This is a genomic window from uncultured Psychrobacillus sp. (assembly GCF_938022135.1).
Taxonomy (GTDB): Bacteria; Bacillota; Bacilli; order Bacillales_A; family Planococcaceae; genus Psychrobacillus.
Genome location: NZ_CALIED010000068.1, coordinates 1 through 12724, shown reverse-complemented (window position 1 = coordinate 12724; position 12724 = coordinate 1). Strand labels below are relative to the sequence as shown.

The following is a 12724-nucleotide window of genomic DNA, read 5'->3' as shown; positions in this document are numbered from 1 at the left end:
TCACTTGTGTCTGTCCCAATAGATCGTAGAAATGCAATATTAACTATATTAGAAAATATGGATTATGCTGAAGTCAGCTACTTAAGTAAGAAGTTCAATGTTTCTGAAATGACCATTCGAAGAGACTTAGAGAAACTTGAAAAGGATGGGGAACTTATTCGCTTATTTGGTGGTGCTAAGCTAAAAACCAAAAGGGTCTATGAAGGGACTATAGAAGAACGTTTATCCACCAATCTACTAGAGAAACAAAAAATAGCAGAAGAAGCAATTAAGCTTATTAGTGATGGAGATGTCATTGCATTTGATGCAAGTACCTCTGCATTAGAGGTAAGTAAAAGGCTACGTGGTTTCGAATCACTGACAGTTGTTACTAACAATTTATCAATAGCTGTAGAGCTTTCCAATGTTAAAGGGGTTGCAACAATTTTATTAGGCGGATATGTGCGAGGTAAATCCTTGTCGACTATTGGAGCTTCTCTACATCAATATATGAATTCTATATTCATAGATAAATGCTTTATATCAAGTAAGTCGCTAAGCTTTGAAAACGGCTTAACTGACTCAACGATAGATGAAGGAGAAGCAAAACAAGCTATGATTCATAAATCTAATCAAGTAATCGTACTTGCTGATCAAAAAAAGATTGAAACTGTAGCTTTTTTTCAAGTATGTGAATCAAATGAAATCCATACATTGATCACTAATGAAGATATAGATATGCTTCCTGAAATTGAAGAAAGCCTAGAAAACTTTCGGTCAAATGGCACAAATGTGATTATTGCGAGATAGGGAGAGAATTATGCTACTAAAAAAACAACGACAAGAGATAGTGGATTATTTAAATAAACTAATACCTAGTGGCCTTACGAAGGGTACGGGTGGGAACATAAGTGTCTTTGATAGAGAAAGCGGCTTAGTAGCTATTAGTCCAAGCGGATTGGAATATCATACACTAACAGCTGAGGATATAGTAGTCACAGATTTAGAAGGAAATATAGTAGATGGAAAACAAAAGCCTTCTAGCGAATGGTCCATGCACACAATATTTTATCGCCAAAGAGAGGACATTAATGCTGTTGTACATACACATAGTCCTTATGCTAAAACACTTGCGAGTCTAAGATGGGATCTTCCAGCTATTTCTTATCTAGTAGCTTACGCGGGTTCAAATGTAAGATGTTCAGAGTACGCATCATTTGGCACACCAGAGCTAGCCACAACAGCATTTGAAGCTATGAAAGATCGACAAGCTGCTTTACTCGCAAACCATGGTTTAATTGCAGGAGCGAACAACCTTGTTAACGCTTTTAATATCGCTGAAGAGATTGAGCTTTGTTGTGAAATCTATTATAGAGCTAAGTCAATTGGTGAACCGGTTGTCTTATCGGATGAAGAGATGGAAATAATGGCAGTGAAGTTTAAGGAGTATGGTCAGAAGTAGTTGTACATCTAAATGCGTCCCTGTAAATGCGTCCCTGTGTTAGAAACAATTCTACACTATTCTGACAATAGAATACAATTGAGTAGTAATCATAAAAGGGCTTGAACATTATAATAAAAGATGTTTAAACATTTTTTAGTGGGGTATATAAATAGTACAAGGCGGAACTACCGTAGGAAAGGACTGGTAAACATGAGTTTACAAGAAAATCCGATGGATGAAATGCACAGCCTTGGCGGAAAATTTGCTTTACTGACGAAAGGTACTCTCGTCGGGAACCGATATATTTAGGTTTCGATTCAGTGTATTGTTTTTGCAAGTGAAAGAAAAGTTTTTTGTTTAAGTGCAACCTAAATGTCTGATGGTTCGATCACAGACGAATGTCAGTTAGATTTACTAAGAAATATCAACAAATTTTCCGAGTGTATTCCCGGTTGTATAGGGAAAGAAGAAGCGTAATCCGAATTTGGGTTACGCTTTTTTATTTGCTTATTTTTGTATTTAAGTATGTCTATAGAACTGTTTTGATGTATGATAACTAGTATAAAGTTATCACCTGTTTAAGGGTAGATTAAAGTTTTTGGGGGTTTGTTTGATGGGGGTATTCCGTGGTACTGGGAACATTGCAACTACAGTTCTTGGGGGAGCAGCTAAAGGCGGGGTTCTGCTAGTTAGCAAAGCAATATCTACGAAGAATGAAAAAGTAGGTCGCTATGTAGGAGAATTAGGCGACAGTGTTATTGAGGCATCCAAGTATGCCGTGGATTCTGTGGGACAGTTTGCAGATGGTACCGTCCAAGGGGTTTACGGGGTTGTCAAAAAGGATAGTTACCATAAACAACAAGGCTGGGGAGATATAAAGGATTCCACAAGTCGTACTATAAGAGGCATTGGATCAAGTTTAAAATACACCATTAAAAGTACGGGGATTACGGTGAATGGCATTCGTAACAATGACAGACAAGAAATTCTCCGTGGTGTAGGGAACTTAGGGAAGGTTGTAGTAGTCAGCACTTTTGCCGTTGGAATTATTGATATCGTCGATGGGGCAGACGTCGCGCAAGCTGAATCCTTAGAAACACGGAATGATCATTTACTCGGGTTAGAGCATCCCGAAACTGGGGTTAAATTCATAAATAGTACAATTGAATTGCCCACTGGGGAACTGACAGAAGGAACCTTTCCTGTATTCGATTCTCCATTTAGTGTCCTATTAGTGGAAGAAATATATTTAGAAAATGACAGCACACATTTCTTAATAGCAAATGAAACTCTTTACCATGCAATTCAAGAGTCACCAAATGTGGCGAATGATTTGGGGTTATCCCAATTGGATATACAGGCATTAGCTAATGGAATCACGCCGGAAGGCTACGACTGGCACCACAATGAGCAACCAGGAGTTCTCCAGCTTGTTAATGAAGAGACACATCAAAACACTGGTCACACAGGCGGTAGAGAAATCTGGGGTGGGGGAAGTGAGTATCGTTAGTTAAAGAGATACGATAAAGCAATTATGGAAGAGTCACTCTTAAGAGATGGCTCTTTTTTGCGTAAAATTTAAATAATTAGTTTGAAAAATAAAGGTATTTTTATAGTTATATAGAAATAGATATATGTAACTATTTTAGTTGGGGGAGGAATACAGTGATAAGTGGAAAGGTATTAAATGAGCAATTTATCGTCATGGCTAGATTTGGGTACAAGCAGTTTGAATTGCATCAGGTTCTAATTAGGCCAGAGGCTAGAATTATAAGGAAGGGTGCAGCAATACCTGAAGATTTATCTAATAGAAAAGCTGATGCATTAATCGTTATGCAAAACCCAGGGAGTTGTCTGCCGAGAGAAGAATTAAAAGATGGATGGCAGGAAAGTATTCCAGATAAGACTCAATACCAGCTTATGCGGTTAATGGAGCGAATGAATTGGGATGAACTAATTATAGTGAATCTATCCGATATGTGTGAGGGAGACTCCTTTGAGTTCAAGCGATTGCTTAAAATTTGTGAGCTACAGAATGTACCGAACTCATGCTATGCCAATAACATTGAGGAATTTATAGAGATGACTAATCTAGTGGATCATGTGCTGTATGGATGGGGGTCAAAACCTGAAGCAAAGAGACTTGCAATGGAGCATGGGTTTTTACCGATTGAAGGTGTGAAGTTAAATGGAAAAGAACCAAAGGCATACTGGAACAAAGCAAGAGATTATCCAAGACATCCATTTCCTTATTTGCCTAATAAGTGTGAGGAGTGGGTCGATGAAATGGCTGCTGTTTTAAAGGAACTACCAGAAGTGAGTCTAGGAGAGGCTTAAACTTATAGTGAAACAAAGGAGCAGTTGTTTTAATGGCGGATTAAACTGCTTCCTTTAGATTGGGTTTTAGTACTATCAACAAACCTTTTTATAAAATTGCACCCCTCACAAGCCATACCGATCTGTTTATTCGTTTCCGGATCCACATAATAAATCTCATCGAATCCACAAACTTCACATTCTTTAATATGCAATATCCGCCTAGGACCTAATTCCTTGTCTAGCTTGCCGTGAAAGTCAGATAACATCTTTTACACCCCCATTTTGAAAATTCTTACACAAGTATATTTCGGTCAAATATTTACTTTATTAATAGAAATGTTTTAAAAATAAAGAAATTTTATAGGTTTTTAGTAACTATTTATAAATTGATGAATTATTTTATTTTTATTCCTAAATTTAACATTAAAATGAGTTTAATGGTTATTAGGGGTAGGGTTAATGAAAAGTGTAATATCATATAATAAGTCTTCAATATTAAAGGGGGGGATATATAGATGGATAAGAAATATCCGGAGTTAGATGAGTCGTTACATGGGGCATTTGTAGGAGCTAGCAAATGGGAGTATTATTCCCGAAAGTGGAATCAGGGGCTATCATGGAATTGGGCAGCTTTTTTCCTTTCGTTCTTTTGGCTAGGCTATCGGAAAATGTATGCGTATATTTTAATCATACTAGGTCTTTTTCTTTTATATGATCTGATCATTGTCTTGAGTGGGGTCGATTTTGGGGTAGATTCGACCATAGGAATTACAGTAGGGGTCATCTGTGGTTTTTTAGGAAACTATTTATATTTGATGCATGCGAATAAGGAGATTAAGAGAGTCACGGAGCAGCAACATGGCAGCGAGGAATTCATGCAGTCAGAGCTTCAACTGCGTGGGGGTACTAGCTGGCTTGGAGTGTTGGCTGCCTTTGGGTTGCTGATTGTTTATGGGGTTCTTGCTGGGATGATTTATGGGTTTGGGGGATAAATAGGAAGTCACTCAATTTAATGAGTGGCTTTTTTTATATTTAACTGAAAATTTTATAAATTCATTTAAATTATAGTGAAATTATGATAGCCTTTTGATATAGATAGATTGATAAGGAGGAAGACTATGAACGTTCAAACAGCAAAAGTCCATCATTTTCCGGAGGATATTGTGCACTACGCATGGGAGAAGGATCCAAAGCCGGTCCTGACGATTGAAAGTGGGGACACGGTCATATTTAAGACAAGAGAGGTAACGGACAACCAGTTTTCGATTGATTCTACTACGAAATCTATTGCTAGCTTAGATTGGGATATGGTGTATCCGCTTGCAGGTCCAGTGGCGATTGAAGGGGCAGAACCTGGAGATACGCTTGAGGTGGAAATTGTTAATTTGGAGACAGGAAGCTGGGGATGGACGGCTATTTTGCCTGGACTAGGGTTGCTACCAGAGGAGTTTCCAGATGCGTATTTAAGAACCTTTGATTTGACCGATGGGGAGTTTATACATTTCCGCGAGGATATTAAAATTCCTATCGAGCCTTTTTTAGGGACGATGGGAGTTAGTCCTAAGGATGCAAGTGGACAGCCGATTATGCCTCCAGGAACGTTTGGAGGAAATATGGATGTTCGCCAGCTGACGATTGGGACAAAGTTGTATTTACCTGTCCAGGTGGCTGGGGCATTGTTTAGCTGCGGAGATGCTCATGCAGCTCAAGGAGACGGGGAGGTTTGTGTTTCCGCATTAGAGTGCCCGATGACCGCTACCTTAAAGTTCAACCTTATTAAAGGTAAAACGATTCCTTCACCTCAGTTTTTAACGAGTGGTGAGCTTACTCCTAAGGTGAACCATAAGGGGTTCTTTGGGACCACTGGTGTTGGTCCAGATTTGATGAAGGCTTCGCAGGATGCACTTCGGGCGATGGTAGATCACATTTCAACTACATATGAAATGGAGCCAAAGGATGCCTATTTGTTGTCTAGCCTTTGCGTGGATTTAAAAATCTCAGAGATTGTAGACGCGGGACAATATATCGTTAGTGCAGTATTGCCGCTGGCAGTGTTTGAGGATTAATGACTTCAGTTAATAGGTATTGAAATATAGACAGTAAAACCGTAGGGACGAGATACTTGTTCCTACGGTTTTTTTGAGTTTAGGGGGATGATAATTTTATTAGATTATGTGTTAATAAAAGTCATTCTCAACGAATACATTATAGGAAGGAAGTAGCTTTGGTAATTTCCTCAATCTTATAAAAGGGGGACAAGCGTTGAAGAAGAATATCATGTTGGCCATTATTACGGTTTTTGTCTTGAGTATATTAGCAGGCTGCGGGTCTGGAGAAGGTAAAGTGCTAGAGCGTATGGAGAAAAAGAAGGTACTGAATGTCGCTTTTGAGGGAACGTATCCACCGTTTAACTATTTAGATGATCAAGGTGAATTAACTGGCTTTGATGTAGATGTTTCCAACGAGCTAGCAAAAAGATTGGGCGTGAAAGCCAACTTTATCACTTCTAAGTGGGAGGGTTTGATTGGCGGTCTGAAGGCAGATAAGTTCGATATTATTATCGGGCAGATGACTGTAACAGAGGAAAGGAAAAAAAGTGTGGATTTCACGGATCCCTATGTTATTACAGGCTCGGTGTTAATCACTCGTGAGGAAACGAATGATATTAGTAAGCTCGAGGATATAAAAGGTAAAAAAGTCGGTGTTGGCGGTGGAACTACATTTGAAGAAATCGCAAATAGTGTAGATGGTGCGGATGTGAAGCTATATAAAGCATTTACGGATTATTTAGAGGATCTGAAAAATGAACGATTAGATGTCATCATTAACGACCAGTTGTTAATGAGCTATAACATAAAAGAAAATAAGCTGCCAATCAAGGTTGCAAGCGACATTCTGAAGGTGGACGAGGTTGGAATGGCAGTGAATAAAGGGAACGAAGATTTTATCGAGAAGGTGAATAAGGCTTTACGTGACATGAAAGAGGATGGGACGTATAACGAGATTTATAAAAAGTGGTTTGGCTCAGATCCTGTGGAGCAATAAAACGATGGGAGGAAATAAAACTTGCATATTGTAGTTTTAGGTACGGGAATGATTGGGACGACCGTCGTGAGCGAGCTTGCTAAATTCCCTGAAATAGATGTCATCACCGCGGTGGATGTTAGACAGGAAAGTATTGATAAATGCTTAGAAATCGCTAATAGTCCCAAAGTGACTGGTAAGGTTGCCTCCTTAGAGACAATAGAGGATATCGCTGGGGTGTTAAAAGGTGGGGATGTTGCGGTTGCCTGCCTGCCACATTCCTTGAGTCTAGTTGCTATAAAAGCAGCTATAGAATCTAGCTGTCATTTGGTAGATTTAGTTGGGTCTTTATTCAAAGAGAAAATAGAATTACAGGAAGCGGCGAGAAACGCAGGGGTGATTATCGTTCCAGGCTGTGGTGTAGCTCCTGGAATAACGAACTTTTTGGCAGCTCAAGGAATCGAGATGCTAGACGAAGCAGAAGAAGCGATCATGATCTGTGGAGGGATTCCGAGGCATCCCGTGCCACCTTTATGGTATCAGGTCGTTTTTCGCTTAGAGAGTGTGCTAGGTCTCTATACAAAACCTGCTATTGCGGTTGAAAACGGACAACTAGTAGAATTAGCTCCTTTGTCTGGTTTAGAAAAGATGACGTTTCCCCAGCCCGTTGGTGACTGTGAGGCAGTGATTACGGATGCGCATAGCACTGCTTTTATATTGAAGGACAAGGTGAAAAACCTATACGAAAAAACGGTTAGGTATCCTGGTCATTGGGACAAGATGAACGTTTTGGGGGAGCTAGGGTTTCTAGACAATAAACCTATAACAGTTGCAGGAGTAACTACAACTCCTCGAGCAGTTGCAGAACAGATTTTAGCGCCTAAAATGGTTGGTGCCTCACATGAGGATATCACGGTGCTAAGGGTCGAGGTTAGTGGAATGAAGGAAGGCCAAGCTACTAAATTTACATGGGAAATGGTTGATATATACGATCATGAACGAAACATTACGTCCATGGCTAAAACAACTGCCATTCCTGCAGCAATTCTAGCAAAATGGATTGCGTCTGGAAGGATTGAAGAGACAGGGGTTGTACCGGTAGAGAGCCTTATTGTTAGGGAAAGATTCGACCCATTTATGGAGGAGCTACAGAATTTAGGAATTCATATAGGTTTTAAAGAAGACGTTGTAATCTAATCCAATCATTTGTCGGAAGGAGGTCGATCTATGGATGTTACGATAATTATTGATTCCCTGCCATCCCTACTGAAGGCAACGCTCATGACTATCTTTTTGGCAGCCATATCCATTATCATAGCGCTCATTATTGGATTTTTCGCCGCAATCATTAGAATTCTAAAAGTAAAGGTTTTAAACGGCATTGCCACAGGCTATGTTTCTATAATTCGTGGAACTCCTTTACTTGTTCAAATATTCGTTATTTACTATGGCTTACCTCAGATCGGTATTTCATTAGATCCCATATCGTCGGGGATCGTAGCATTGAGCTTAAACGCTGGCGCTTATTTATCAGAATCATTTAGAGCCTCCATACTTGCAGTGGACAATGGCCAAATGGAAGCTTCATTATCCATGGGAATGACGTATTCACAGGCGTTAAGGAGAATTATTCTCCCGCAAAGTCTTCGTATATCTATTCCTACGTTATCAAACACATTTATCGTACTTATAAAAGATACCTCCTTGGTCTCGGTTATTACCGTTACGGAACTATTACAAATGTCGAGCTTAATCATTGCCAAAACATTCGAGCCACTTACCATCTATTTAATAGCTGCGGCTATCTATTGGGTATTAATAACCTTCTTCACAACTATTTTAGACAAATTAGAAGTTCGTACATCCAAATACTTGGTCCGATAAATACGAATGATAGGGGATGGCTATGAGTATCATTCAGGTTAATCAGTTGAAGAAAAGCTTTGGAACAAATGAAGTATTAAAAGGTATCGATTTGACGGTTGAGAAAAGTGAAGTAGTTGTCATTATGGGCCCTAGCGGTTCAGGAAAATCCACGTTATTGCGCTGTTTAAATTTCTTAGAGGAGCCAACGGAGGGTGTCATTCGCATTGGTGATTTCCAGGTAGATACCGGTGGCAAGTCAAATCGTAGACGTAAAAAAGAAATAAGAGAGCTACGAAAGAAAACTGGATTCGTCTTTCAATCATTCAATCTGTTTCCGCATAAAACAGCCATCGAAAATGTGATGGAGGGACCAATCATCATACATGGGACCAAGCTAGAAGAGGCAAGAATAGTAGCGAAGGCACTTCTTACAAAGGTAGGGCTAGGGGACAGATGTGATTACTACCCAGCGCAGTTGTCAGGCGGTCAGCAGCAAAGAGTAGCCATCGCACGCTCATTGGCATTAAACCCAATGGTCATGCTCTATGACGAGCCGACCTCTGCATTAGACCCAGAGCTTGTAAAAGAAGTGCTCCAGGTGATCAAGGACCTGGCGCGTGAAGGAATGACGATGATTATCGTGACTCATGAAATGAGCTTTGCCAAAGACGTAGCGGACCGTGTCATTTTCATGGACAAGGGTGTAATCGTGGAAGAGGGAACATCAGAGGAAATCTTTCTTCAACCGAAGGAAGAGAGGACTAGACAGTTTTTGTCGATCGTGGAGTAGTTTGGGTTTGTGTGCGTCCCTGTGTCACACACAATTCACTACAATTTAGAAGGTATGCCTGTGTCAGTAGCGTTTGGAGGCTGACACAGGTATTTTTGTTTGTATGTTTGTCCCTGTGTAAGACACAATTTACTACAATTCGTCGGGTTACCGTGTGTGTCCCTGTCAGGCACAATCCTTTACAATTCACCGTTTTCTACTTTAGTACTAGGCAATAAAAATGGAAAACGGTCTTGACTAAAGAAATATTCTTAATTACTATTAATATAATAATCAGAATATATTATTATTTCGTAATATTATGTCTAATTATAGCGAGTAGGAGGTCTACATGAAAAATACAGTAGTAGAAGAGAATGTTTTACTTAAAGAAGCGCTTGAGATTAAGGAGAATTTAATACAGTGGCGGAGACATCTTCACGTGAATCCTGAACTATCATTTGAAGAATATGAAACCTCCAAGTTTGTTTTAGAAAATTTAAAGGATCTTGGTTTTGAAATTCAAGCACCGGTTGCCAAAACTGGAATTGTGGCTCTTTTAAGAGGCACTGAGCCAGGTCCGACAGTTGCATTAAGGGCAGATATGGACGCTCTTCCTATACAGGATGAGAAGTCGGTTTCATACGCCTCGTCGGTTCCTGGAGTAGCCCATTTATGCGGACATGATGCCCATACTTCGATGCTGCTGGGAGCAGCTAAAATACTAAGCAAGCATAGACCGACAAAGGGAAATATCAAGTTGATATTTCAGCCAGCAGAGGAAGGGTTAGCAGGGGCCTTACATATGGTTCAGGAAGGGGTTCTTCAAAATCCCGATGTGGATGTTATTGCCGGTTTGCATGTACATCCTACAGCACATACAGGGTTTATAACGGTTGCGAAAGATGTCGCAATGGCATGTGCGGATTCTTTTGATATCGAAGTGATCGGAGAGGGGGGACATGCGGCTCATCCACATATGTCTATTGACTCGATAACGGTGGCGGCGGAAGTAATCTCTTCCTTACAACAAATTGTGAGCCGGTCGATTGATCCTCTAAAGCCAGCTGTTTTGACAATAGGAAAAATTGAAGGTGGCTTTAAGCGAAATGTCATCGCACCGTCCGTTCGATTAGAAGGAACAGTTAGAGTGTTAGATCCTTCGTTGCGCGAGGTCATTTCCAAAAGAATGGAGCAATATATTAAAGGCGTTTGCGAAGGAATGGGGGCTACTTATAAGTTCGATTATCAATTTGGCTATCCTTCCGTGAAAAATGATAATCGATTGATTCCATTATTAGATGCAGTCTCTGAAAAAATATTGGGAGCCAATACTTTATCGATTATTAATCCGAGCATGGGAGGAGAGGATTTTGCTTACTATGCTGAAAAGGTGCCTGGGATCTTCTTCAGATTAGGTACTTACAATGAAACGAAGGATTGTATCTATCCCAATCACCATCCGAAATTCGATATTGATGAAGATGCGCTGCCGTATGGCTCGGCTTTATTGGCCCAGTTTGCTCTTGATTACATAGAGAGTAATACGAACGAATAATAAGTATAGGTTCAATGAAATTATATATAAAGGGGAAATGAGTATGAGGAAATGGGTAGGATTAGCAAGTTCTGTACTTTTGACAGTAGGATTGCTGGTAGCTTGTAGTGGAGATGATTCTTCTACTTCTACAACCAAAAAAGAGGACGACAGGACATTGACAATTGCGATGGGAACGGACATGGTAACATTTGACGTTCATAACCATGTTAATACTTCTACAGAAGCAATTCACGTTAATATGTTTAACTATTTGTTTAAACGAGACAATGAAACTGGTGAGATTTTACCAGACTTAGCAGAGGGGTACGAAAAAATAGACGATAAGACGTGGGAAGTGAAACTAAAAGAAGGAGTTAAGTTCCATAACGGCGAGGCATTAGATTCGGAGGATGTTAAATTCTCACTGGAACGTGTTGCGCATGATTCCACACTGCTTGATCACATTAACTATAACTCTATTAAAGAGGTACAAGTTGTGGATGAGTTAACGTTACGTATCATTACAAATGAGCCAGACCCGGCTTTATTAAATAGAATTTCAAGGATTGCTTCTAGTATCCTTCCTTCTGAATATATTGAAGAAAACGGAATGGATCACTTCTTGGAAAATCCAGTTGGGACAGGACCATTTAAATTTTCTAAGTGGGTACGTGACGATCGTATCGTGCTAGAAGTCTATGATGATTATTTTGATGGTAAAAATGAAGAATGGGATGAGGTAGTGTTCCGTGTCATTCCAGAAAACTCTACACGTGTTTCTGAGCTGCTAACAGGTGGAGTTGATATTGCGACAAACATGCCACCAAGTGAGTGGAAGCGTATTGATGACAACGATGGAACGCATTTATCGCAAGGTACCTCTAACCGAACTATGATGATATTTGTCCGTTCAACAGAAGGATATCCAACCTCTGATCCTAGAGTTAGAAAAGCTTTGGACTTGGCTATTGATAACAAGGCAATAACGGATAACCTGTTAAATGGAGCAGGTATACCAACAATTACTCGTGTCGCACCAGGAAACTTTGGTTTTGCAGAGGATCTTTATGACACGTATAACTATGACGTGGAAGAAGCAAAGAAATTATTGGCTGAAGCAGGCTATCCAGATGGATTTGAGATGACATTCCATTCTCCAAAAGGGCGTTATTTACAAGATGCTGAAATAGCGGAGATGGTTGCTGGCATGTGGACTGCAATTGGAGTAAAAGCAAATGTTGAATTCATGGAGTGGAGCAGCTTCGTTGAACTTCGTAACTCAGGCAAAAACAAAGATGCTTATTTACTAGCTTTAGGTAACTCTATGTTTGATGCGGCAAATGCATTAGATTGGTATAACTACGAAAGATTCAAAGGTCAAATTGATTATCATAACGAAGAGGTAGAAGAATTATTGGCAGCAGCTGCTCAAAATATGGATCCAGAAGAAAGAGCAGAACAATATATTAAAGCACAGCATTTATTAGCTGAAGACACGGCTCATATTGTATTACACCAAGAATCTATTAACGTAGGGGTAAGTGATGCAATTGATTATACTCCGACAATGGATGAAATCATTTACGTGGATTCTATTAATAAAAAGTAAATACGGTGATCGGTAGGGAGAGCTTGCTCTTCCTTCCTTTACTATTAGGTAGAAAGTTTAGTAGGTTTGTTCAAGTTTATAGAAGATTGTAGCGGAAGGTGACGACTCCAGCGGGATGGGTGAGACAGATAAGACATCACAACCACGCGCGAAAGCGATGGGTGATGGCTTATC

The 12724-nt window shown here is 39.9% G+C and carries 13 protein-coding genes; 12 read left to right on the top strand and 1 reads right to left on the bottom strand.

The features are described from left to right. Positions 1-6: 6 nt before the first annotated feature. The 4 genes from Q0371_RS13715 to Q0371_RS13700 all read left to right on the top strand — a co-directional run bounded on the left by Q0371_RS13715 (position 7) and on the right by Q0371_RS13700 (position 3760). Positions 7-789 carry a DeoR/GlpR family DNA-binding transcription regulator gene (locus Q0371_RS13715; protein WP_298471991.1) on the top strand — a complete coding sequence of 261 codons (783 nt, stop codon included), beginning with the start codon at positions 7-9 and terminating at the stop codon, positions 787-789. Between the two features lie 10 nt (positions 790-799). Beyond that, positions 800-1441: an L-fuculose-phosphate aldolase gene (locus Q0371_RS13710; RefSeq protein ID WP_298471989.1), complete on the top strand. Its 642-nt coding sequence runs from the start codon at positions 800-802 to the stop codon at positions 1439-1441. Positions 1442-2036: 595 nt separating this feature from the next. Next, positions 2037-2933 carry an HNH endonuclease gene (locus Q0371_RS13705; protein ID WP_298471987.1) on the top strand — a complete coding sequence of 299 codons (897 nt, stop codon included), beginning with the start codon at positions 2037-2039 and terminating at the stop codon, positions 2931-2933. A 155-nt stretch (positions 2934-3088) separates the two neighbouring features. Further along, positions 3089-3760, top strand: coding sequence for a DUF1643 domain-containing protein (locus Q0371_RS13700; protein WP_298471986.1), 672 nt, complete (start codon positions 3089-3091; stop codon positions 3758-3760). Between the two features lie 29 nt (positions 3761-3789). On the opposite strand, the gene Q0371_RS13695 is transcribed toward Q0371_RS13700, so the two are convergent. Continuing rightward, entirely contained in the window at positions 3790-4008 is a 219-nt protein-coding gene (locus tag Q0371_RS13695; protein ID WP_298471984.1) for an acyltransferase, read from the bottom strand. 249 nt (positions 4009-4257) lie between these two features. Between Q0371_RS13695 and Q0371_RS13690 the strand changes: the two genes are divergently transcribed. The 8 genes from Q0371_RS13690 to Q0371_RS13655 all read left to right on the top strand — a co-directional run bounded on the left by Q0371_RS13690 (position 4258) and on the right by Q0371_RS13655 (position 12550). Further along, positions 4258-4734, top strand: coding sequence for a DUF2628 domain-containing protein (locus Q0371_RS13690; protein ID WP_298471982.1), 477 nt, complete (start codon positions 4258-4260; stop codon positions 4732-4734). 126 nt (positions 4735-4860) lie between these two features. Next, positions 4861-5808 (top strand): acetamidase/formamidase family protein, encoded by a 948-nt coding sequence (locus Q0371_RS13685; RefSeq protein ID WP_298471981.1) that lies wholly within the window; start codon positions 4861-4863, stop codon positions 5806-5808. A 196-nt stretch (positions 5809-6004) separates the two neighbouring features. Further along, complete coding sequence (locus Q0371_RS13680; RefSeq protein ID WP_298471979.1) at positions 6005-6787, top strand: transporter substrate-binding domain-containing protein; 783 nt, start codon at positions 6005-6007, stop codon at positions 6785-6787. Positions 6788-6808: 21 nt separating this feature from the next. Then, positions 6809-7963 (top strand): saccharopine dehydrogenase C-terminal domain-containing protein, encoded by a 1155-nt coding sequence (locus tag Q0371_RS13675; RefSeq protein ID WP_298471976.1) that lies wholly within the window; start codon positions 6809-6811, stop codon positions 7961-7963. A 30-nt stretch (positions 7964-7993) separates the two neighbouring features. After that, on the top strand, positions 7994-8650 hold the full coding sequence (locus Q0371_RS13670; protein WP_251552627.1) for an amino acid ABC transporter permease: 657 nt from the start codon (positions 7994-7996) through the stop codon (positions 8648-8650). Positions 8651-8672: 22 nt separating this feature from the next. After that, positions 8673-9422, top strand: a complete 750-nt coding sequence (locus tag Q0371_RS13665; protein ID WP_298471974.1) for an amino acid ABC transporter ATP-binding protein — start codon at positions 8673-8675, stop codon at positions 9420-9422. A 331-nt stretch (positions 9423-9753) separates the two neighbouring features. After that, positions 9754-10959 carry an amidohydrolase gene (locus tag Q0371_RS13660; protein ID WP_251552628.1) on the top strand — a complete coding sequence of 402 codons (1206 nt, stop codon included), beginning with the start codon at positions 9754-9756 and terminating at the stop codon, positions 10957-10959. 43 nt (positions 10960-11002) lie between these two features. After that, complete coding sequence (locus Q0371_RS13655) at positions 11003-12550, top strand: ABC transporter substrate-binding protein (protein ID WP_298471971.1); 1548 nt, start codon at positions 11003-11005, stop codon at positions 12548-12550. Positions 12551-12724: the final 174 nt, after the last annotated feature.

Excerpts from the sequence above, each read along its gene's own strand:
- Q0371_RS13665 (WP_298471974.1), top strand. The coding sequence starts at position 8,673 with ATGAGTATCATTCAGGTTAATCAGTTGAAGAAAAGCTTTGGAACAAAT.
- Q0371_RS13660 (WP_251552628.1), top strand. The coding sequence starts at position 9,754 with ATGAAAAATACAGTAGTAGAAGAGAATGTTTTACTTAAAGAAGCGCTT.
- Q0371_RS13685 (WP_298471981.1), top strand. The coding sequence starts at position 4,861 with ATGAACGTTCAAACAGCAAAAGTCCATCATTTTCCGGAGGATATTGTG.
- Q0371_RS13705 (WP_298471987.1), top strand. The coding sequence starts at position 2,037 with ATGGGGGTATTCCGTGGTACTGGGAACATTGCAACTACAGTTCTTGGG.
- Q0371_RS13710 (WP_298471989.1), top strand. The coding sequence starts at position 800 with ATGCTACTAAAAAAACAACGACAAGAGATAGTGGATTATTTAAATAAA.
- Q0371_RS13695 (WP_298471984.1), bottom strand. The coding sequence starts at position 4,008 with ATGTTATCTGACTTTCACGGCAAGCTAGACAAGGAATTAGGTCCTAGG.
- Q0371_RS13690 (WP_298471982.1), top strand. The coding sequence starts at position 4,258 with ATGGATAAGAAATATCCGGAGTTAGATGAGTCGTTACATGGGGCATTT.
- Q0371_RS13670 (WP_251552627.1), top strand. The coding sequence starts at position 7,994 with ATGGATGTTACGATAATTATTGATTCCCTGCCATCCCTACTGAAGGCA.
- Q0371_RS13655 (WP_298471971.1), top strand. The coding sequence starts at position 11,003 with ATGAGGAAATGGGTAGGATTAGCAAGTTCTGTACTTTTGACAGTAGGA.